Source organism: Rhodococcus mengyinensis (assembly GCF_048381435.1).
GTDB classification, from domain to species: Bacteria; Actinomycetota; Actinomycetes; order Mycobacteriales; family Mycobacteriaceae; genus Rhodococcus_F; species Rhodococcus_F opacus_D.
In genome coordinates, this window is record NZ_JBLWIT010000014.1 from 22,131 (window position 1) to 43,202 (window position 21,072).

Annotated in this window: 21 protein-coding genes and 1 pseudogene; 3 read left to right on the top strand and 19 right to left on the bottom strand. The window is 60.2% G+C overall.

What is annotated here, in order from left to right:
• Nucleotides 1–3 precede the first annotated feature (3 nt).
• Nucleotides 4–144, top strand: a pseudogene (locus tag ACNJ7E_RS01290) (IS256 family transposase); the annotation flags it as partial.
• 63 nt (nucleotides 145–207) lie between these two features.
• Here the strand turns inward: ACNJ7E_RS01290 and ACNJ7E_RS01295 are convergent.
• Nucleotides 208–759 carry a ferritin gene (locus ACNJ7E_RS01295; protein ID WP_418338842.1) on the bottom strand — a complete coding sequence of 184 codons (552 nt, stop codon included), beginning with the start codon at nucleotides 757–759 and terminating at the stop codon, nucleotides 208–210.
• A 5-nt stretch (nucleotides 760–764) separates the two neighbouring features.
• Nucleotides 765–1,298 carry a hypothetical protein gene (locus ACNJ7E_RS01300; RefSeq protein WP_418338843.1) on the bottom strand — a complete coding sequence of 178 codons (534 nt, stop codon included), beginning with the start codon at nucleotides 1,296–1,298 and terminating at the stop codon, nucleotides 765–767.
• A gap of 39 nt (nucleotides 1,299–1,337) precedes the next feature.
• On the opposite strand from ACNJ7E_RS01300, the gene ACNJ7E_RS01305 reads away from it, so the two are divergent.
• Nucleotides 1,338–2,231, top strand: coding sequence for an alpha/beta fold hydrolase (locus ACNJ7E_RS01305; RefSeq protein ID WP_418338844.1), 894 nt, complete (start codon nucleotides 1,338–1,340; stop codon nucleotides 2,229–2,231).
• A gap of 631 nt (nucleotides 2,232–2,862) precedes the next feature.
• On the opposite strand, the gene ACNJ7E_RS01310 is transcribed toward ACNJ7E_RS01305, so the two are convergent.
• The 17 genes from ACNJ7E_RS01310 to ACNJ7E_RS01390 form a co-directional block, all read right to left on the bottom strand.
• Nucleotides 2,863–3,093: a cytochrome C oxidase subunit IV family protein gene (locus ACNJ7E_RS01310; protein ID WP_418338845.1), complete on the bottom strand. Its 231-nt coding sequence runs from the start codon at nucleotides 3,091–3,093 to the stop codon at nucleotides 2,863–2,865.
• 91 nt (nucleotides 3,094–3,184) lie between these two features.
• Nucleotides 3,185–3,793 carry a cytochrome c oxidase subunit 3 gene (locus ACNJ7E_RS01315; protein ID WP_418338847.1) on the bottom strand — a complete coding sequence of 203 codons (609 nt, stop codon included), beginning with the start codon at nucleotides 3,791–3,793 and terminating at the stop codon, nucleotides 3,185–3,187.
• On the bottom strand, nucleotides 3,790–4,542 hold the full coding sequence (locus ACNJ7E_RS01320; protein WP_418338848.1) for a hypothetical protein: 753 nt from the start codon (nucleotides 4,540–4,542) through the stop codon (nucleotides 3,790–3,792). Before ACNJ7E_RS01320 ends, ACNJ7E_RS01315 begins: the two co-directional genes overlap by 4 nt.
• A gap of 356 nt (nucleotides 4,543–4,898) precedes the next feature.
• A complete protein-coding gene (locus tag ACNJ7E_RS01325) occupies nucleotides 4,899–5,516 on the bottom strand; it encodes a B-4DMT family transporter (RefSeq protein ID WP_418338849.1) in 618 nt (205 codons plus the stop codon).
• A 39-nt stretch (nucleotides 5,517–5,555) separates the two neighbouring features.
• Complete coding sequence (locus ACNJ7E_RS01330; RefSeq protein WP_418338850.1) at nucleotides 5,556–6,623, bottom strand: RDD family protein; 1,068 nt, start codon at nucleotides 6,621–6,623, stop codon at nucleotides 5,556–5,558.
• The gene (locus ACNJ7E_RS01335) at nucleotides 6,590–7,282 is read right to left on the bottom strand and encodes a hypothetical protein (protein WP_418338851.1); all 693 of its coding nucleotides are present in this window, start codon (nucleotides 7,280–7,282) and stop codon (nucleotides 6,590–6,592) included. The genes ACNJ7E_RS01330 and ACNJ7E_RS01335 overlap by 34 nt, the downstream gene beginning before the upstream one ends.
• 42 nt (nucleotides 7,283–7,324) lie before the next feature.
• The gene (locus ACNJ7E_RS01340; protein ID WP_418338852.1) at nucleotides 7,325–8,359 is read right to left on the bottom strand and encodes an RDD family protein; all 1,035 of its coding nucleotides are present in this window, start codon (nucleotides 8,357–8,359) and stop codon (nucleotides 7,325–7,327) included.
• Nucleotides 8,356–9,138 (bottom strand): hypothetical protein, encoded by a 783-nt coding sequence (locus ACNJ7E_RS01345; protein WP_418338853.1) that lies wholly within the window; start codon nucleotides 9,136–9,138, stop codon nucleotides 8,356–8,358. Before ACNJ7E_RS01345 ends, ACNJ7E_RS01340 begins: the two co-directional genes overlap by 4 nt.
• Nucleotides 9,105–10,613, bottom strand: coding sequence for an MCE family protein (locus ACNJ7E_RS01350; RefSeq protein WP_418338854.1), 1,509 nt, complete (start codon nucleotides 10,611–10,613; stop codon nucleotides 9,105–9,107). Before ACNJ7E_RS01350 ends, ACNJ7E_RS01345 begins: the two co-directional genes overlap by 34 nt.
• Entirely contained in the window at nucleotides 10,613–11,749 is a 1,137-nt protein-coding gene (locus ACNJ7E_RS01355; RefSeq protein ID WP_418338855.1) for an MCE family protein, read from the bottom strand. Before ACNJ7E_RS01355 ends, ACNJ7E_RS01350 begins: the two co-directional genes overlap by 1 nt.
• Entirely contained in the window at nucleotides 11,746–13,086 is a 1,341-nt protein-coding gene (locus tag ACNJ7E_RS01360; protein WP_418338857.1) for an MCE family protein, read from the bottom strand. The genes ACNJ7E_RS01355 and ACNJ7E_RS01360 overlap by 4 nt, the downstream gene beginning before the upstream one ends.
• 3 nt (nucleotides 13,087–13,089) lie before the next feature.
• Entirely contained in the window at nucleotides 13,090–14,322 is a 1,233-nt protein-coding gene (locus ACNJ7E_RS01365; protein ID WP_109335968.1) for an MCE family protein, read from the bottom strand.
• A complete protein-coding gene (locus ACNJ7E_RS01370; RefSeq protein ID WP_418338858.1) occupies nucleotides 14,322–15,341 on the bottom strand; it encodes an MCE family protein in 1,020 nt (339 codons plus the stop codon). The genes ACNJ7E_RS01365 and ACNJ7E_RS01370 overlap by 1 nt, the downstream gene beginning before the upstream one ends.
• The gene (locus ACNJ7E_RS01375) at nucleotides 15,338–16,552 is read right to left on the bottom strand and encodes an MCE family protein (RefSeq protein ID WP_418338859.1); all 1,215 of its coding nucleotides are present in this window, start codon (nucleotides 16,550–16,552) and stop codon (nucleotides 15,338–15,340) included. Before ACNJ7E_RS01375 ends, ACNJ7E_RS01370 begins: the two co-directional genes overlap by 4 nt.
• 2 nt (nucleotides 16,553–16,554) lie before the next feature.
• Entirely contained in the window at nucleotides 16,555–17,412 is an 858-nt protein-coding gene (locus ACNJ7E_RS01380) for an ABC transporter permease (RefSeq protein WP_109335965.1), read from the bottom strand.
• A 14-nt stretch (nucleotides 17,413–17,426) separates the two neighbouring features.
• Complete coding sequence (locus tag ACNJ7E_RS01385) at nucleotides 17,427–18,143, bottom strand: MlaE family ABC transporter permease (RefSeq protein WP_230990436.1); 717 nt, start codon at nucleotides 18,141–18,143, stop codon at nucleotides 17,427–17,429.
• 141 nt (nucleotides 18,144–18,284) lie between these two features.
• Nucleotides 18,285–19,325 (bottom strand): ABC transporter ATP-binding protein, encoded by a 1,041-nt coding sequence (locus ACNJ7E_RS01390; RefSeq protein ID WP_418338860.1) that lies wholly within the window; start codon nucleotides 19,323–19,325, stop codon nucleotides 18,285–18,287.
• 1,058 nt (nucleotides 19,326–20,383) lie between these two features.
• Here ACNJ7E_RS01390 and ACNJ7E_RS01395 point away from each other — a divergent pair.
• Nucleotides 20,384–21,072, top strand: a 689-nt coding sequence (locus ACNJ7E_RS01395; protein WP_418338861.1) for an FAD-dependent oxidoreductase, incomplete at its 3' end; no start/stop codon positions are given.

Below are 21,072 nucleotides of genomic sequence, written 5' to 3' on the forward strand. Positions count from 1 at the left end.
TTCCACAGAACCAACGACCAGGCAGCACTCAAGTGCCTGTATCTGGCCACCCGGGCCCTGGACCCCACCGGCAAGGGAAGAGCACGATGGGCAGCAAGGTGGAAAGGAGCTTTGAACGCATTCGCTATCACATTCGAGGGCAGGATCACCCCAAATATCCGCTACCCATGCGCCAGAGCCAGATCCACCGAGTATCTGATAGTCCCCTCAGTCGTCGGCATCGGCCTGCTTCGGTGCGGTGGAGTCGGCGCGGGCCACGCCGCTCATCTCGCGGGCCACGAAGTTCTCGACGTTGAAGAGGTTGTCCCCGGCGCGGTCGACGATCGTCAGCAGGGTGTGCATGCTGGCGACCTCCTCGACCTGCTCCTTGAGGAACCACTGCATGAACTGCTCGCCGAGGTAGTCGCCGCTGTCGCGGGCGGTGCGCGCGAGTGTCCTGATTTGGTCGGTGACGGCACGTTCCCACTCGAGTGCGAGTTCGACGGGCGCGCGGACCGAATCGAACTGGGTGACGACGTCCGGGATGCCCGGCACCGTTACTTCGAGTGTGTTGTCAACGAAGTACTGGATGATCATCATCGCGTGGCCGCGTTCCTCGGCCGCCTGCCGGTAGAAGCGTCCCGCCAGCTGTGGGAGGTCCTGGGTGTCGAAGTACACCGCGACCGCGACGTACTGCTGGGACGCCGCGAACTCGTTGCGGATCTGCTCTTGGAGCAGACGGTGGAAGTCGCTGGCGGTGGTCGGCGTCGACGAAGTCATGATCCTCAGTTTACGGGCACTACATCCCCAAGCTGGGTCGGCGGGTTCAGATCCGTTGATGTCCAGCGATTGTGGAGGATTCTGCACTGCGAGAGGAAGACGGAGACGGTAGTTTCAAAAGTTGCGGGAGCCGCGGGGGGGATTCGTTTGGTGTTCTTCCCCCGTGACTGAAACTGGCGTGTGAGACCCGTGCCAGCCCGATGAGTATCGAGGGTCTCGTCGCCGCGAATGGCGCGAGCGCCGCCGGCACTCTTGTCGTCGCCAGACTCCCTCCCGAAGCCGAAGCCGAAGCCGGAGCCACGCCATGCCATGCCTTCGAATCGGGTTCCGACATTCATCAACGGTTCACTCACATTCGCCATCCCGACCCCCACCTCACGCCGCAACCGGGTGCCTTTTTCTCGGGCACTCACCACCACCAACGTAAGCACGAGCAAGCTGACTCCTAAGCTCTTCACTGTCGCGAGCTTGCCCCACATTGGGTAGAGTTCCATACCAGCCAGACCCACCATCCCGTCACCACGGACGATGCGGTTCACTGGAACACAGACACGCACTATCTAAAGAAGGGCAACTCTGTGACCAAGTACAAGTCGGAGCCTGTCAAATTCGACGGGGGCGCCGGTACTATCGCCGCAGACCGATGGTCGCCACGCTCAGATGGGCCGACCCGGGGAACCGTGGTCATGTTGCATGGTGGCGGCCAAACCAGGCACTCCTGGGATCGCGCGGCGAAAAACCTGGTCGCCGAGGGATGGGATGTCTACACCCTCGACGCTCGTGGGCATGGCGACAGCGCCTGGGACCAAGACGGTGACTATGCCATCGACGCGTTAGGCCGGGATCTGGAAATGGTGGTCGACCAGATCGGAAAGAGAGCAGGACACCGCGTCCGTCCCGTGCTCTTCGGCGCCTCGATGGGCGGTCTCACCAGTATCCTCACGGAGGGTGGCAACCCCGGATTCGCGCGCGCGCTCGTTCTGGTGGACATCACTCCTAAGGTCGAACCCCAGGGGATCAAACGCATCCGCGACTTCATGCGAAGCGCACCCGACGGTTTCGCCAACCTCGAAGAGGTCGCCGACGCAGTAGCCGCCTATCAGCCCCACCGTCCACGCCCGAAGAACATCGAAGGCCTGCGGAAGAACGTTCGTGAGCGTGCCGACGGTCGCCTTTACTGGCACTGGGATCCAGCATTCACCCGCCTCGGCGCAAACCTGGACAACCCCCATGGAATTCATCAGCTTGCCTTCTCCGCAGCAAGCCACATCACTGCGCCGACGCTGCTCGTGCACGGCGCCAAGTCCGACATCGTCGGCAACGAAGGCATCCAAGAATTGCTCGACCTGATTCCACAGTCACGTGCCGTCTCCGTTGCCGCCGCCGGACACATGGTTGCCGGTGACGACAATGCGGTGTTCGTGGACGTGGTCGGCGAATTCCTCGGTGCCCTCACGGACGGCACACCCTGAATTCTCGTAGCCGACGCCGGCGATCCGGACGCCGCGGCAGATTCCCGGTTCGCCACCATGGTGGGCGAGTAACGCACGCCAATGCTCTGTCACGGATCCATTCTTGAGGGGTTGACGAATGCGATGTCGACGACGCTGCAGGAAATCAGGGGAGGCAGCTTCGTCGTCGTGTACCTCTACTATCAGCCCTCCCTAGACTCAATCGTCGCCGTCAAACTTCTCCGTCTCATCTCGATGCCGAGAACATGACGGTTACTCGGCGAACCACGCGCGATGGGCAGACTCTCCGGACATCCCGACATTGTGCATATCCACGACCTCGGGGCTACCGAGCGGTGCGGCCGTAGTCCTGGTCGTCGAAGACTGGCACTGGCTGGGCACCAGCTTGAAACCGTCGGAGTAAGTCGGAGTAAATGGAGTAACTGTCGACAGCGGTGACCACCCCCTCCAACTCCCCGTGACGACCAGAAGCCAGGCAACCTGCCGTTGAGCAGATTCCAAGTGCGCGATGAGCTCATCGAATCGATTTCAGATCACTACGAAGACGTTTCTGGTGGATCTGGGTTGTGTCCGACCTCGCCGACCGATGACATCGTCGCAAGAGCTCCTCGCGAATGAGCAAGGCCGTCCATCATGCGGCGAGGTAGAACCCGATGATCAGCACGAGGCTGATCAGGATGTAGGCATCGAGCGATCTACGGAGTCCAACCACGCCTCGCAACTCCATGAAGTACAGCCCGACGAGGCGTACCTTCACGTACGCGACCGCCATGATGACAATCGCTACGACCTCGCGCCCCACCTCGTGACCGAGGAGCCACGAGAACGCCGTCGCGACTACGAGCACGATCCAGACGAGCACCTCGGGCACCTTGAGAGCAAGTATTGGCCGCGATGCTACAAGAATTCTGATTTTGTTCATCGGGCCTGAGACCTCGGGACTTCAAACAAGCTCATTGGACTAGGTACAGCAGCGGGAAGATGACAATCCAGACCAGATCGACAAGATGCCAGAAGGACGCAGACCCCTCAACGGACGACATTCCCAGCGAGCTGAGTTCGTCGGCGCGCCGGGTCAGCCGCCAGAGGAACGTGAGGACACCCAGGCCTATCACGACATGGACCAGGTGCAGCCCGGTCATGAAGAAGTAAAAGAAGTAGAAGTAGTTGGAGGCGGGCGTGTGATCAGTTTCGAGCTTGTCGTGGTACTCGAACACCTTGACCGAGACAAACACGAAACCGCAGGCCATCGCGGCGAGTACCAGACATGGCGCGAGTTGCCGGTTGCCCGCTCGTGTCGCCCTCACGGCCCCCACGACGAACAACGAGCTACAGAGTAGCACCAGGGTATTCACGGCCCCGACGTTGATGCTCAGCGTCTGTTGTGAGCTGGCGAAGAGTTCTGGCTCGTCTATGCGATACGCGAGATAGACGAGGAACAGGAGGGTGAATACAACCAGGTCTCCGAAGATGAACAGCCATAGGCCCGCTTCCGCCGGAAGGCTACGTTCGCGGCGATCTGTTTGCGGCCCGCAGGCAGCGTTGTCCTTCGTGGAGGTCATGTTATGAACAGTCCTGCGGTTTCGCGGACCGCGACCGGCGTGTCTGCGCAGTCGTCAAGAGCAGCGACGTGGGCGGCTATGGCGTGCAGTGTCACCATGATGGTCACGACTAGCCATGCGAAGAACGAGACCAGCGAGAGCCACCACGAGAAGAGGCCGTCCCAAGCAAGTGGTCCGTCCTTGACGAAGACATCGAACCCGGCGGGGCAGTACAGCAAAGCAGTCCAGAAGCAGAAGTAGCCGTACCACCTCGGATAGATCGGATTTGCACGACGATCCGCCAGTACGGCGAAGCCGATGGCAAGGTTCTGTATGAAGATCGCGTAGATGATGCCGGTAAACGGTAGCCACCCCATGTCGTTGAGCATCATGATCGAGTCGTCGGAGCGCTCCGGCCGGTAGGCCGCGACCTGGAAGAAATATAGCGGAGGGAAGAACGCCACGGGGAGCGTGCATCCTATTCCGAGCTGGGTATAGCTCAACGGGGTGTGTGTTCCCTCGATGCGCTTGAGCTGCACGGATATAGCGGCTACAAACGGAACGTAGAGGACTAGGGCGTACATGCTGACGAGCATGCCGGTGCGGATTGAGTTCGCGTTGTCACGGTAGAACGCCGCGACGTCGGCCGCGCTTCGTTGTGGATCCGGCGGCGGGATGTACCGCGCGATCACGCCGAAACCGATGAAGAACAAGAGAGCGAACAGAGCACCGCTCCATACGCAAAGTCGCTGAGACCATACATTTCTCACGGCGCCTCCTTCGACGGGCACTGCCGACCCCTCTGGCGAATTCTTGTCCGAATTCGACAGTCCGTCAAGTGGACTCGTGTCGCTGCGTGCCAGATTCGATGGGCGCTCGGTCACACCTGTATGCACACCGCAGACCTGCCGATGGCTCGCCCCGTTTACCACGGGCAAGCCTCTTCGCGCGCCGCAGTCTTCGGTCGCTGATCAGTTCCGCATTGATGACGATGATCGTCACCCTCAGGTACCCGGTGGAGAGATGTTTCCACTGCCGACCCAACATTGGCCAGATAGTCGATTGGCGTTGCACGGTTTCGGTAGGCGCTGGCTGTCACACACTCTGGTGTGATTCACTGGCGCGGCTATCGATGATGCTGATGCGGACCCTCGTAGGAATGGTCAACGATTTCCTCTTCTAGATACTCAAAGTCTTCGAGATACTCGACGTTCTTGTTCTGGGAAACTGCTGCCACCTTCTGCCCCTTAGTGTTCCGTAGCGTCAGGTAGTGTCCGACAATTGATCCTGCTACGGCGGGAGCGAAGATTAGCATCAACGTGAAGGCCGCACCAGAGGTCGCCTCGAAGAACAGCGAGTTGCGGCCAACGCCGATGGAGGTTGCCTGACCGACAATCCAGGCCAGTACGCCCGCGAGGACTGCCGCCACCGCCGCCGCCTCGAGCCAGATGATGGTCAGGTCGGCGTTCTGCGCGGACGGAGAATCTCGTCCTTTACAGATCCCGTCGAGAATTCCCCAAACCAGAGCAACTACAACGACTGCACCGATCGCCAGGAGCCGCAGGGCAGAATCCGATGATGGGTGGTTCGTCACTCCCACCCCCATTGCGGCACGGACCAGCACATGTACGACCGCCAATACGAGGCCTCGTATCAGCCATCTGCGCCGGGCCGAATTCCTGGCCGTCCCCGCGGGTTGGACCCTGGTGGCAGAGGACTTGAACCTTCTCAGCAGCGTGCTCATGGATCGGTTTCTTCCTTTGAGGTTCGGTATTCGAAGAGTTCACGAGACCGGGTTGAAGGCCGATATCAACCAACGTCCGCCCACTTTTTCCAACTCGACGCGCACGGCACTTTGGGAGGCGGACGGTGCCGGGCTGTCGGAAGTGGTCGTGGATTGATTTACCATCACCAGTACTGTCGCACTGGTCGGGGCTACCTGTTCGATCGAGCTACCCACGACATTCGCCTGCGTGGTGACGCTCTTCTCTTTGGCTGCAGGAACAACTACCTGTTCTGTGAATTTCCTGTAGTAGTCGAGAAAATCGCCGGTCAGGAATGTTGAGGCGGACTCGAGTTGGGCCTCTGCGGTGTCGAAGGTGTACGACAGAAGGGCGGTCGAACCGTCTGCGGCCACTTGCTGGACTGTCGTTCTTGCTTCCGACGTCTGCTGATCGTGGCGGTACTGGGCGAAGTAGGTGGTTGCCACAAGCGTCCCGCCCGCGATAATTACGACCGTGAGAATTGCGAGAACGCGGAGCCGACCCTTGTCACGAGCGGGTTCGGACGGTTCGACTACGACGACGGTCTTCACGAGACGGTCTGCGAGTGTCTGGCGCTTGCCGTCCCACAAAGGTCGGAACCACCCTGTCATCAATACACACGTGTCGATCACGTGGGCCAGTTCGCGAGATAGTGCCCGCCGCCACCCGATGGGCGTTTCCTCTTCTACGTCGACGGCGACGATGCGCGCGGCACTTTTCCCCACCGTCGACCCGGTGCGCCCTTGTTCCCACACCCGGTTCCAGAGAACAAACGAGATGGTGGCCGCAGCGACCAGGCCGGACACGATCAGCCACCACAACGGATGATCGAGAACAACATTGATCGCAGCCACCGTCGCGATAACCACCACCGGGGCAATCCAGTCAAGGCCGAATGCACCCGCACGCCGGGCGAATCCGGCGTAGTCCGTATCCGGTGTTGAGGTGTCCGAAGACTCTGTCCGCTCCACAACGCCGACAACCGTGTCTTCCGGAACCGAATTTTCCTCGGCCTGGCCGTTCACGCCGCCGCTGGCCTTCATCTGTGTTGTCGTCATCGAACGATCTCGACTTTCGATAGCTTCCATTGGCCGTCTACTTCGGTGACACCGACCCTCATGCGGACCGCTGTTCCCGGTTGTTTCTCATCGGCGTTGGAACCAGCAATCGTGTTGGCCGACACCAATACCGAAGTTGTGCCTCCTTCTCCTCGATCTTCTATCCCCGCCTCTACAACCCGCCCGGACGTGGGCTGCGTCGCATCGGTGAGCGCGGCCATCACCGCGTCTTTGTTCGCGGTAAACTCCTCCTGCCACCGACCCGTGGAACCTGCGAGCACTCGATCGGAGTAGCCAGTTACGTCGTTCTTGTCGATAGTGAGTAGATTGACCACCTGCTCACGTGCGGCCTGCACGATTGCGACATCCTCGTCTGCGCGGGCCTGTTTTGTGTGGTGGTTGATGGCGAGAACGATACTGATCGCGCCCGCCGACGCCGCCACGAGCGCCGCGGTCACCATCAGTGCCAGGTCGCGTCGTGATCTGCGGTGGACACCTCTGGCGGCCCGCTCTTCCGCCGCGTCTGATGACGCGTTCTCCGTGCCCTCGGCGGCCACTGTCTCAGCGGCCAGCAGCGCCTTCTCCGCCTCCGCGCTCGCTCGCTCCGCAGCGGCGCGGGCGCCTTTGGCTCGCTTCCGTGCCGCCGCTAGGCGGGTCGAACCGGTCACCGGGAAGTTCTGCTCTGCCATGGTGCCTTCCTTACTTGATGGTGTCTCTCTTGGTCGTCGCGGTCAGAGTGGTACGAGGTCCGAGATCAACCACGCACCGTCAACCTTCTCCAGGTGCAGTCGGATGCTACTGATCATGTCGGCCGGTTGAGCACCGGTAGTCACGGTGCCATTGAGGTACACCAGAACCTCAGCCGTGGACGGATCCGCCTTGGTGACCGCAGTACCCACGACGGTCCACGCGGTACCAATCAGATCCTTCTTCGAGTTGGGTATCACCGTTTCGTCCGCGTACTTCTTGTAGTACTCGAGAAAGCCGCCAGTGAGATTAGTTTGTGCTGCAGCCATATCCGTCTCTACGGTGTCCGGCTTGTAGGAGAGAACCGCAGCAGCTTTGTCTGCTGCGATCTGAGCAATCACACTTCTCGTCTGCTCAGCGTCTCTATCCTGACTGTATTGCGTCGCATATGCCGCGACCGCTAGCGCTACGAGGGTGCCCGCCGACACCAGCCCAACGGCAAGTGGGAGAAGTCGCTTCGAGCGAGTGTCGGCCGACCGTACTGTGTCTATATGCACGACTGATCCGGAGAGCATGTCGGAGAACGTCTGCTTTCGCCGGCTCCAGATCGGCCATGCCCACCCCAACAGCAGTGGAACGATGTCGATGACATGGGCAAGGTTGCGAGTAAACGCTCGAAACCATCCCAGCGGTCGACCGTCGGCACCGTCAACAACTCGAATCCCCACGAAAGACTTTCCAATTGTTCTACCAGTACGACCCTGCTCAAATATGCTGTTCCACACCAGGAAAGCCCACAACGCAAGGTACACGGCGACCATTGCGGCCAAGCCCCATCCTGGTCTCTGAAGCACGTCCCAGAGCTCGAAGACGGCAAGCATGCAAGCAACGGGCGCGATGACGTCGATCAGGAAGGCGGCCACACGCTTGCGCCACGGCGCATGGGTCGTTCGCCCCTCGGGATCGGCGACCGTGCCGGGCCCGGTTGCCGACGCCTCCTCATCGGAGGTCGTGGGCTTGTAGAGATGCGAGGTGTCGTCGATTTCGACGGCCTCGCCTGCGCGTGTCTCGGTACTCATACGATCTGCTCCACCTTCGAGAACTTGTACTGCCCGTCCATCTCTGTGACGGTCACGCGCAGACGCCATGTCCGCAGGGTCGGATCGGGAGACACAGTGTTCTGCACCTGGGATGTCGCGGATACGAGGAGGTCTGTGGTTCCGTCCTCGTTGAGTTTCTCTATTCCTACATCGGTTACATCGGCCGAGGACTGCACTTTCGCCTCTACCAGGGCGGCGGCGAACGCATCTTTGTTCGGCCCGAACTGTTCGGCCCAATCTCCTGTAGCAGCGTCGAGAATCCGCTGTGCGCTCCCATCTGCGTCCTCGTAGGATGGGGCAATCAGATTGCTGATGTTGGCGGTCGTGAAGTCAACGATCGCGGTTTCACGCTCCTCCTGGGTCGATACTGTCCGATGGTGCAGCAGCATGTAGACGCTCGCGAGTGCCAGTGCCACGGCGACCACGGCGAGGAATCCGGAGGCAAATGCGAACTGTCGTCGCCCCATCGGACTCCGACTCACCGTGTTGCCCTCGTGTTCCGAACTCAGCTCCTCCGCAACTGATTCCTCCGCCCGCTCTCCGGCATCGTGTGCGACCTTCTCCTGCGCCCCTACGGCTGCGGACTCGTCGGCAGCAACCGCTTCCGCTTCCGCCTCTGCCTCCGCGGCCAAGGCTGTCGCCTCCGCTGCTTCGGCAGCCTTCTGCGCAGCAACGGCGCGGGCACGCGCCAGTTGTGCGCTTGCGGTACCGGTGGCCGCAGGCATCACGCGCTCCGGCCGGTCAACATCGTCTGCCATGTTCGAACCTCATTCGACGAGGGGGTGGCAACGGAGGACAACTCATATGTCGCACCGTCATGTCCCTGATACCGACCCGTCTTGGCGTCGTAGGGTGCGGTTGCCACGGGTGCGGGGGCACCTGGGGTGACAGCGGTGCCGTAGGAAGCCGGTGCAGCTTGCGTGCCGCCGCCAGCACCCGGCGCCGGTTGGGCTGGACCGCCGTTTCCGGGGACCTGATCGCCCAGTGGGTTGCCGACGACGGGGAGAGGATCACCAATCCACGGGTTGGTGCCTTTGGGCTGGTACTCCTCGTCACTGTTACAGATCGCCACGGTCGGCGCGCGCTTGCCCGGATGTTCCATGCATGGGAGGTTGCGGGCTCCGCGTACATCTAGTGGAGCATTCTGTGGAATGGCACAGTACATGGGGTCGGTAGTACGTGGCGGCGCGTCTACTGCGCTCGCGTCGCGCCGCTCGGATGCGGGGAGGTAACCCGTTGTGCAGTTTTCCGGTGCGTTCAGGTTGCCGAGGTTGAAGGAGAGGACCGGACCGCCCGCACCTCCGTTGTGCACGTCGTTCGGAACGCCGATGGTGTTGAGCATGCTCATCAGCTGCGGCAGGATCACCAGTGTCTGCTCGAGCGACGGGTTATACGTCGCGGCGACTTGACCCAGGCTCGTCAAGTTCCCGAGGAGTAGCGGCAACGTCGGTTTGAGTTGCTGAAACAGCTTTGTAGCCTCATCGGCGGCACCGGGACCCTTCTGGAGGATCGCGCGGATCGAATCGTCTCGCTCCCTGGCTTGGGCAGTGAGGCTGTTCAGGTTTCGTGCCCACGTATAGATATCGTCACTGCTCTGCGCCTGAGCGGAGAGGAACGGGCCCATGTCGTCTATCAGCCGGGTTGTCGGGGCGACGTTGGCATGCGCGTCATGAACTAGAAGATTTGCGGAGTCAAGCAACCGTTGAAGATCCGGGCCAGTTCCATTGAACGCCTTGTAACTCTCATCGATGAGGGTGGAGAGTTTGCCCGGTGCGATCGCCGCCAAGTTCTTGTTGGCGGTATCGAGCATCGGAGCAATGTCCTGTGGCACCGTGGTTTGCGCCGCTGGGATCAGCGAACCGTCGTGCAAATACGGTCCGTCGAGCGCCGTGGGGACCATGTCGATGTACTGCTCGCCGATTGCTGAACGGCTGTGCACCTCCGCGGTGACATCGGCAGGAATCTTCACCGAACTGTTCATACTCAAGGTTGCGGTGGCTCCCTGCTGTGTCGGAACGACATCGAGCACGGTCCCGACATCAGCGCCACGGTAGGTGATATTGGATGTCTTATACAGGCCACCGCTGGTGGGGAGTTGAACGGTGACCTCGTACCTGCCAATGCCCACGAGCGACGGTATGCGCATGTAGTACGCGCCCATCACGACAAGTGAAATGACAGTGACGATGGAGAAAATGATCAGTTGGACGCGGACGAAGCTGGAGAGCATCATTAGTTGCCACTTCCTGCCATCGGTGCGGTGAGCGGATTTGCTGTGGTCGCGACGTTGGGCTGGCGCCCGAGTGTGCGACCCATCGCGGTCTCGAGGGCGATGAGGGAACCCTCCGCCGGAGTGCCCTGCAGCACCGAGTTGTCGAGCCGCCCCAGGGTCAGATCGATAACGGGGCTGAGGTTCGCGTAGTCGCCCTTGACGAAATTCGGCGTGCCGTCGAGCGGCCACGGGAATGTGGGGAGGTAGCCGAGCGCCTGAGTCAGGGCAGGTCCGGCGTCAGCGAGACCGCGCAACGTAGGCTCGAGTGCACGCAGATTCCGCACCAAGTCGTCGTGGCTTTCGGTGACTCCGCGATTCGCGACCTCGGCGAAATTGCCCACTGAGACAATCGCGTTGCTCAGATTGTCCTTCTGTTCATTCAGCACGGCCAACGCGGGCGGAATCGAATCGAGAGCCCTCTCCAGGACGGGGGTCTGGGCGTTCACGGTTCCTGCCAGCCTGTCGAGCCCCTCTGACGCCGTGATGATGTCGTCCTTCTGTTCGTTCAACGCGGACGTGAAAGTGTCCAGTTGGGTGATCAAGCTGCGGACGTCGGTCTCGTGCCCCGCCAACGCGGCATTGAGCTGGGTATCGATCTGATTCAACTGCGCCAACCCTCCGCCATTGAGGAGCGTTGACACCGATGCGAGAGTCTGCTCCGTCGTCGGATACAGCCCGGCATGCGCGATCGGGATCGTGTCTTCGTCCGCCAACCTTCCTTCTGCCGGCTCATCCAGCGGCGGTGCCAGCTCGACGTGCAGCGTGCCGAGCAGGCTGGTCTGGCCAACCTTGGCCACCGTATTCTTCGGCAGCGTGACACCGCCGTCGAGTTGCACCGTCACGAGGGCGTGCCAATCCTGCAACCGGATGTCCGTGACGTGCCCGACATCGACATCCGCCACACGGACCCGACTGTTCCGTTGCAGTGACGTGACATTGGGCATCTCGATGTCGACTGTGTACGAGCCCGGGCCGTTTCCTTCGGTTCCTGGAATGGGGAGGGAGTTGACCCCCTGCCATTCACAGCCCGAGAGCACCAGCGCAGCTGCGGTAAGACTCATCCCTATCTTGGCGACCCGCCGACTTTTCAACATCATCGTCCACCTCCGCTCGGTCCGTTTACGGGCAGCCGCAGTGCACCGAGCAGGCCGGCCAAACCGTCCCCAGCCGTCACGGTGTCGGCCGCTTTCTTCGTCGGGGCCGGCTCGAATACTCCCGGAACCGAGGTGTCGACCATTCCGGGGGGTGGGCGCAACGAATCTTCGCTGTAGTCGATTTCTTCTGGACGCACTTGGATGCCAGTGGGCAGATTGATCCCTGCCGGTGGATAGTTGAACTGAAGGGTTTTCAGCACGGGCGCCAGATATTGTGCGCAGAGCTTCGCCGACTCCTCTGCTCCCTTTTGCGCTGCGGCCTGGATGGACCCGCAAATGAATTGGAGCGGGTTCTGGAAATGATTCACCGCCAAGGCCCCGGTCATGCCTCCCTGCGCTGGCTGATAGATATTGGCGAAGTTCGCCAACGCTGTCGGCAGAATGTGCAGGATCTGTTCGATGTCCGGCTTGGATGACTCCAGCGAGCCGGTCACCGCAGCCAGGTCGTCGAGAGACTTGGTCAATCCGTCACGATTTTGCGCGACAAACTGCTGAAGATCAGCCGTCACCGAGTCGATGTCGTTCAGGGCGTCGCTGAGGTCGTGGTCGGTTCCGTTCAGCGCATCGGTGACCGAAGCGAAGTGACCGTTGATCTGGACGATCTGTTGGTCGCTTGCAGCGAGCGCGCTCACGAACACTTGAAGGTGCTGGATGGTTCCGAACAGATCGGTGCGTCCATCCGAAAGGGTCGACATCGCATCCGACATCTTCTTGATCGTCTGGTTGATCGAATCACCCTTACCACTCAGTGCCTCCGCCGCTGAGTCGACCATTCCGCCGAGGGCACCGTCCTTGTTGGTCTCGGTGGGGCCGAGAGATGCGGACAGACGCTCCAACTGTGCCCGGAAGTCGTCCCATTCCACGGGAACTGCGGTCCGTTCCAGCGGTATGTCAGCCCCGTCAGTGAGCGCGTCACCGCCTGTGTAGGCGGGCGCCAATTGGATCGCGCGCGAGGAGATCAAGCTTTGCGACAAGATGACTGCCTTTGCATCGGCGGGAACTTTGTAGGACGAGTCATAGTGGAAGTCGACCTTGATTCGGTCGCCGTCCGGTTCGATCTGGTCGATCTTTCCGACGTTGACGCCCATGATCTTCACGTCGTCACCGATATAGATGCCGCTCGTGTTGTTGAAGTAGGCGGTAACGGATGTCGTTGTGGTGGCGCTATAGATGCGCCATCCCACGAATAGAACCGAGCCCAGAGCGATGACTGCGACCACCGCAGCCGCGATCAGCCGACGCACGCCGAACTTGTCGCGTAGTTCCCGAATGTTCTGCACAGATCAGCCCCCCAATCCGGGGATGGCCGGCAGGCCCGGAATCAATGGCAGCGGTACCGGCGGTTGAGGTGCCGGTGGCGGTGGCGGGCTGACGCCCGGAATGGGAACGGTCTCGGGCGATACCGGGCACTGGCTCGGGTTGGGCAGCGGCTTCGTGCCGCCTGGTGGCACCGTGCCGGGGGGCGAGTTGTTTCCACAGTCGACAGGCCATGTGGCACCTATCCCCGGGAGTGTCGCTGGATCGACACCTTGATCTTTGAAAGCTGCGTCGATGAACGGTTGCAGGAACTGCCCCGGCAGGATGTTCGCCACGTACGCCTTGTAGAAGGGGCCTCCCGAAACGGACTCGCCGAGCGAGGTTCCGTAGAGGGCAAGAGGCTGAAAGATTGCGTGGATGTCGTCTTTCCGCCTGTTGAGTAGATCCGTCACGGCGTTCAGTTTCTCGAGCATCGGAGTCAGTTCGGTGTTGTTGTCGGCGATAAGCCCCTTCACCTGAGCGGTGACTGCGGAGACGTTGGTGAGCAGGGTGTCTAGCGCACCTCGACGAGCGTCCAGCGCGGCGAGGAGGGTATTGCCGTCGAGGAGCAGCCGGTTGATCTGTTCACTTCGATCCGAGAGAACGCTGGTGACCTTCTCGGCGTTGCCGAAGAGGTCTTGAACCATCTGATCACGTGAGGCAACGGTATCGGAGAATCGTGAGACATTTTCCATCGCCGCCCCGAGCTGCGGTGCCGTCTCTTCGAAGGTGTGGCTGAGGACGTCGAGAGCATTCGTCACCTGTTCGGTATCCAACCCGGTTGCGGTATTGGTCAAGTCACCCAGTGCGTCTGTCAATGAATACGGAACAGTGGTGTGTTCGACGGGTATGACGAAGCCCCGTGGCATGCGATCGCCTCGGCCGGGGCTCAGTTCCACCATCTTCGTCCCCAACACCGTCTGAGTCTTGACCGCGAGATAGGTATCCGCGCTGAGCTCGACCCCTTTGGCCGAGAAATGCATGATCACCTTGTCGCCGTCGATGTCGATATCCTGAACGCTTCCGACGGTGACCCCAGCCACTTCGACCTTGCTGCCGGCTTGCAGGCCACCAGTGTCGGCGAGATATGCACTGTAGTCATTACCTCCCGTGATGAACGGCATCTTGCCGTAACTCTGCGCAATGAGTACCACGGCGACGGTCGTCACGATTCCGAGGAGACCGATCCGAATCCGTTTGCTCCTGTCAACGGATCTCATCAGACAGCACACCTTCCCGCACGTTGACCGACAATCGGAATGAGGACCGGATTGCCATCTGGACCATTCACTTTGAGTGTTGCATCGCAAATGTAGAACGAGAAGAAGTCGCCGTAGAGGCCGAGTCGGGACAGCTTCTGGTAGATCGTGGGCAGTCGCCCGAGAACCGAATCGAGGAACTCACTGTCGCTGTTGATTTGAGTTGCGGTCCGGTCGAGTTGATGCACGTCGTTGACGATGTTTGGACGGACTTGACCGAGTAGGGAGGCGACGGTCGCTGAAGCATCATTGATATGCGCCAGCGAATTTGCGATGGGGTCGGATTGCTGAGCGAGACCTGACACCAACTGTTGGAGGTTGTCGATTCCCTGGGAGAACTGTTCGTTGTGCCGATCGACTGTCCGCAAGACGGTGTTGAAGTTGGTGATCACCGATCCGATCAACTGGTCGCGGTCTGCGAGAGCGCCGGTGAGTTGGGCGGTTTGATTGAGCACGTCGGCTATCGATCCACCCTGACCCTGAAATACGGTGATCAGCGAGGAACTGAGGCGATTGACCTGGTCCGGATCCAGCGCTTTGAACAACGGCTTGAATCCACCGAGAAGTGCGTCCAAATCCAATGCAGCCGCGGTGTTCTCGATGGGGATCGTGCCCCCGACGGGAAGCGGCTCAGCGGTCGTCGTACCCTCTATCAACTCGAGGTAGTGGTCGCCGATCAGATTTGACCAACGAACCGATGCGCGCGTGGAGGTCATGAGCGATACTTCACGATCGAGCGAGAACTCCACCTCGGCCTGGGTATTGTCGACGATCGTAATCTTGTCGACTTTTCCGACTTCCACACCTGCAATTTGGACGAACTCCCCCGTGCGAAGCCCGGAAACGTTCGAGAAGACTGCTTTGTATCCGTTCTGGCTGTCGAAGCGCATCTGGCCGAATACCACGACCAGCCCTCCTGCGATCACTATCATGACCAGCGCAAAGACCGAGAACTTGATGATGGATCCGCCGACCTTCATCGGGCCGCACCTCCCGGTGTGCTCCCCAACAACCACTGGAGGAGGTCGGGGTTGTGGTTCGGTTTGATCGATGTCGAATCCGCGATGCTGGCCCCCGTGTCTGCCACCAAATACGGTGTTGGATAAAGGTCTTTGGTGATCGTGGGATAGCAACCCGGCTTTCCACCGGGGCCTCCCTTTGCCGCCACCTTCGGCAGATTCTTGGGGTACTCGTACACATTGTCGCCGAGCAGCAGAGCCGCATCTACGGTGAGAGAGTATCCGGTCTCGGCGACTGCGTTGTTCATGACTTTGCCGCCCAGGACCGATGCGTTCAACAAGCACGGGTACTCGGGGCTGTACTCGGCAAGAAGTTCGGTCGTCGGGACCAGATGGTCATTTGACGCTACGAATCCGTCAACGTTCTCGTTGCCAACATCGGTGGCCGTAGTCCCGAAACCAATCGCGGCCAGCAAAAGTCCACCCACATCCTTCTCTTGTTGTGTGATGGTGTCCGACGTCGTGGACGCATTGTCGAGAACTCCCATGACATCGGGTACGACACCGGCGTATGTGTTCGCTACGATCGCAGACTGTCGGAAGTCTTCCTGCAGCTGCGGCAAGTGCGGGTTCAGCGCACTCAGGTACTGGTTCGATGTCGTGAGGGTCTCCCCCAGTTTCGCGCCCCGACCGCTGAGCCCGTCCGCGACCGCAGTCAGGGTCGCATTCAGCTTGGCGGGATCGATGTGTCCCATCACCGAGGTCAGGCTCTCGAATAGAGTGTTCACCTCGGTAGTGACATTGGTCGAGGTGATTGTCGATCCCGGATGAAGACGGTCAGCCGAGGGGTTCGTCGGCACATTGATGGCCACGTACTTCGAGCCGAATGCCGTTGTCGCTTTGATCTCCGCGCTCGCGTTCGACGGGATGAGGTCAGCCCACTTCGGTTCGACCTCCAGCTGCAACGTTGCCGATCCGTCGGTCATGTCTACACGAGAGACCTTTCCGATCTGTACGCCGTGCATCTGAACCTTCGCACCCGGGTCCATGACGAGCCCAGACCGATCCGCACGCAAGGTAAAGGTATCGTAACGGTCGAAGCCTCCCCGGAACTGAACGAGGCAGAGCGACACGATCCCGAACAGTGAAAGCCCAAGCAGCACGCCAGCTGTCATCAGCCGCGGCGGCGCATGATGGGTTCTCGAAGACGTCAACCCGTTCAATTTCGTCACCGTTAACCCGCCAGGTTGAAATTGCCGGCAGTGCCGTAAATGGCCAGTGACGCCAACAGCGTCACCATGACAACCGCAATGAGAGATGTCCGCACAGCGCGCCCGACAGCTTCACCGACGCCCGCGGGACCACCGGAAGCCGTGTAGCCGTAGTAGCAGTGGATCAGCATCACCACGATCGCCATGAGGATCGCCTGGAGGAACGACCAGAACAGATCAGTTGGGCGCAGGAACGTCGCGAAATAGTGATCGTAGACACCCGAAGACTGCCCGTAAAACACGGTAGTAGTGACCCTCGTCGCCACGAATGACATGATCACAGCCAAGGAATACAGCGGGATGATCGAGATCAGGCCGCCGATCAAGCGAGTGGAGACAAGATACGACATAGACTTGATACCCATGACTTCGAGTGCGTCGATTTCTTCGGAAATGCGCATCGCGCCGAGCTGAGCAGTTGCGCCGGCGCCGATGGTCGCAGCTAGGGCGATACCGGAGATTACCGGCGCAATGATCCGGACGTTGATGAAGGCACCGAAGAATCCGGTGAGAGCCTCCACTCCGATGTTCCCTAGGGACGAGAACCCTTGGATTGCCACCAGCGATCCACCAGATAGGGTCATGAAGCCGACGATGACTACGGTGCCACCGATCACCGCGAGTGCTCCTGAACCCATGCTGATCTCTGCGATGAGACGCAGGGTTTCCTTTCGATACGCGGTGACCGCGTGGGGGGTGTTGCGGGCTGCACGCCAGTAGAACACCCCATGTCCACCCAGGCCTCGCACGGAACGCGAGGGTGTACTGATCACCTTGCGTGCGCGCGGAAATTGTCGTTGCCGCGAGGCTGTCGCTGCCATTGGTCCAATCTCTCTCAGTGCCCTGTACCAAATTTGACGCCGACGGCGGTTACCACGACGTTGATGGCGAACAAGGCCATAAATGAATACACGACTGTTTCGTTGACCCCGTCGCCCACGCTCTTCGGTCCGCCCTTGACGGTGAGGCCGCGGTAACAGGCCACCAGACCGGCAACCAGGCCGAACAAGGCCGCCTTGACCTCTGAGATCACAATTTCCGGAAGTCCGGTGACGAGAGTCAGCGAGGATGCGTAAGAACCTGGAGTGACGTTCTGAATGAAGACCGAGAAACTGAACCCACCTACCAGACCGATCGTGACTACCAAGCCGTTGAGCAAGAGCGCGACAACGGTCGAGGCAAGGACCCGCGGTACGACCAGACGATGGATCGGATCGATGCCCAGAACCCGCATAGCATCGATTTCTTCTCGAATCGTGCGTGCGCCCAAGTCCGCGCACAATGCGGTCGCTCCGGCACCCGCCACGATCAAAACAGTTACGAGTGGCCCGATCTGGGTCACTGCACCCAAGGCGGCACCTGCACCGGACAGGTCGGCAGCACCGAACTCAACCAGCAGGATGTTGAGGGTGAAGACAACCAACACCGTAAAGGGCACTGAGACTAGCAGCGTTGGTACCAACGAAACACGCACTACGAACCATGCCATCAGGAAGAACTCACGCCACTGGAACGGCGATTTGAACGTCGCCTTGAACGTGTCCACACACATCTCGAAGAATCCGCCCACCGCGTGCAATGGAGTGTTGACGAATCGTTCGAGCAGGTAGTTGCTCGGCGCCGCCGTTGAAGGCGTACGGGACTCCCGGGCGATCGCTATCGGCTCCGTGACATCGCTGCTCATCGTCGCACCTCAGATCCGTGCCGAATGCAGTGCATCTGCAGACTCAGCATCTTCATAGTCCACCCAGTCGGTGTCGAGCATGCTTTCCTCGATAGCCGCACGTGCATTGGGCGGGAGCGAATCCATCATCTGACGTACGCGCGCCTGCCGACGGGTAATTGCCTGCCGAAACGGCATTCCGGGCGTGGGCTGAAGTTGGGGCACAATTCCTTTGACGTCGTCTGTGCCACCGTGGTGGTGGCCGGCGTCGACCATCGCCTGTTCTTCCGCCATCTGGGCTTCGTCCTTCTCCTCGGACATGCCGATCGGACCGAGCCGTCGACCTTGCAGGAACTGGTCGACGACCGGTTCATCGCTGGTGAGCAGCACCTCGCGTGGTCCGAACATGACGAGTTCCTTGCGAAAGAGCATTCCAATGTTGTCCGGCACTGTCCGGGCCACGGAAATATTGTGGGTGACAATCAAGATGGTGGCGTCGATCTGCGCGTTGATATCGATCAGCAGCTGCGACAGGTACGCGGTGCGGACGGGGTCCAAACCGGAGTCCGGCTCGTCGCACAAGATGATCTGTGGATCGAGGACTAGCGCGCGCGCCAATCCGGCACGCTTGCGCATTCCTCCTGAGATTTCCCCCGGCAGCTTCTCCTCGGCACCGATGAGACCGACCAACTCCATCTTTTCCATCACGATGCGGCGGATCTCGGTCTCGTTCTTCTTTGTGTGCTCCCGGAGAACGAAGGCGACATTGTCGTAAAGAGTCATCGACCCAAACAACGCCCCGTCTTGGAACAACACACCGAACAGCTTGCGGATCTCGTAGAGCTCATCACTCGAACAGCCCATGATGTCCGTGCCGTCGATGACGATCGATCCCTCTTCAGGACAGAGCAGACCGATCAGAGACTTCAGAAAGACCGACTTCCCCGTCCCGGACGGACCCAACAGCACACTGACCTCCCCTGGGGGAAGGGTCAATGTCACGTCCTTCCAAATCGTCTGCGAACCGAAGGACTTGGTCAGTCCTTCCACTTGCACTTCGACTCCCACCACTACCCTCACCGCCCTTCCAGTACGAATGTCGCAATTCAGCTACCTGCAGAGCGCCTCGCTCGTCCGCGTACTTCTCACCCATGGAACTCAGGGCCGACCGCTCGCGGGTGGACCGGTACTCGCGGTTGGACCGCCCGGATCGAAAGCGCTGCTTCTCGGTCCTCCGATTTCCTGTGTGCCCTGAGTCACAGTGAATCTAAACTAGCACAGGTTTTTCTGAGCGCAAGAAGACGTAGTCTGCCATTATCGGAACGGGACGAGATCTCGACCGCTTGAAGCAAGGGGCGCTGCAATGCGACCCCAAGTGTCTCGAATGTCCGAGATCGCCGATTCGACCCAACAGCGCAAAGACGCGACAATCAGCGTGACCAACCCTTACGCTGCACGCATTTGCGCTGATCAAAGGGGCTCTAACACAGAAAGGAAGAGAGATGATCATCGATCTTGTCGACCCGGTCCAGGGGTTGGTCACGGCAATCGCGTGGCTACTACTCAGAGGGCATCTGCCACCCGTGTAAGCGGACTGCGTTCACGGTTACAACCAATCTCAGCTTAGAAATTGTGCGATCCGGTGGGACCTGATCTTGGATGGTTGCCGAATCCATAACCTCGCCCGGCGCAAGATCGACGCTCCGTTCACAGCTTTCTACGTGAGAAGCCGAAACCTCGCGAATCTGGACGGATTGTTCGCTCTCGCGCCGGGCCTTCGAAGGGCTTCCAACATCAGTTGCAAGAAACTGGCCCGAGAGCTAACCCCCGGCACCTCCGTCTGCCTAACAGAGAATAGATTACTCAACCGCGACACCGTTCATCCCTTGACGCTGCGGTGAATCAGCAGTCCATGCATCGGAGACACAGGACAGAGACGCTTCAGCGATTTGTCCATACCAGCAGCTGGGGTGGGGTATCGCGCTTCTGGCGAGAGCTGGAAAGGGTCAACAACATAATCGGCACATCAAGTCGATTCGTTCGATTTCTTTTTAGATTTTGATGACGTTCATGCTGTAACATCAGTTGACGTTCCAGCGCTTGCCGGAACCGATGAGTGAGGAGATGCTGTGTCCGACTCCGTGCAGACACGTCCGTTGCGCGTTGCGATCGTGGGTGCCGGCCCCGCCGGTATCTACGCAGCCGACGCTCTCATGAAATCCGATGCCGCGTCTGACGGCGGGATCAGCATCGACCTCTTCGAGCGGATGCCTGCCCCCTTCGGTCTGATCCGGTACGGCGTCGCACCCGACCACCCGCGCATCAAGGGCATCATCACCGCCCTGCACAAGGTGCTCGACAAGCCGTCGGTGCGCCTGCTGGGCAACATCGACTACGGCAGCGACATCACCCTCGAAGACCTGCACAATTTCTACGACGCGGTGATCTTCTCCACCGGTGCCAACGCCGACCGCGCCCTGGGCATCCCGGGCATCGAACTGGACGGCAGCTACGGCGCCGCCGACTTCGTCTCCTGGTACGACGGCCACCCTGACGTCCCGCGCACCTGGCCCCTCGAGGCCGAGAAGGTCGCCGTCCTCGGTGTCGGCAACGTCGCCCTCGACATCGCCCGCGTCCTCGCCAAGACCGGCGACGAACTGCTGCCGACGGAGATCCCGGCCAACGTTTACGAGGGACTCAAGGCCAACAAGGCCGTCGAGGTCCACGTGTTCGGTCGCCGCGGACCGGCGCAGGCCAAGTTCACCCCCCTCGAGCTGCGTGAACTCGACCACTCGCCGACGATCGAGGTCATCGTCGA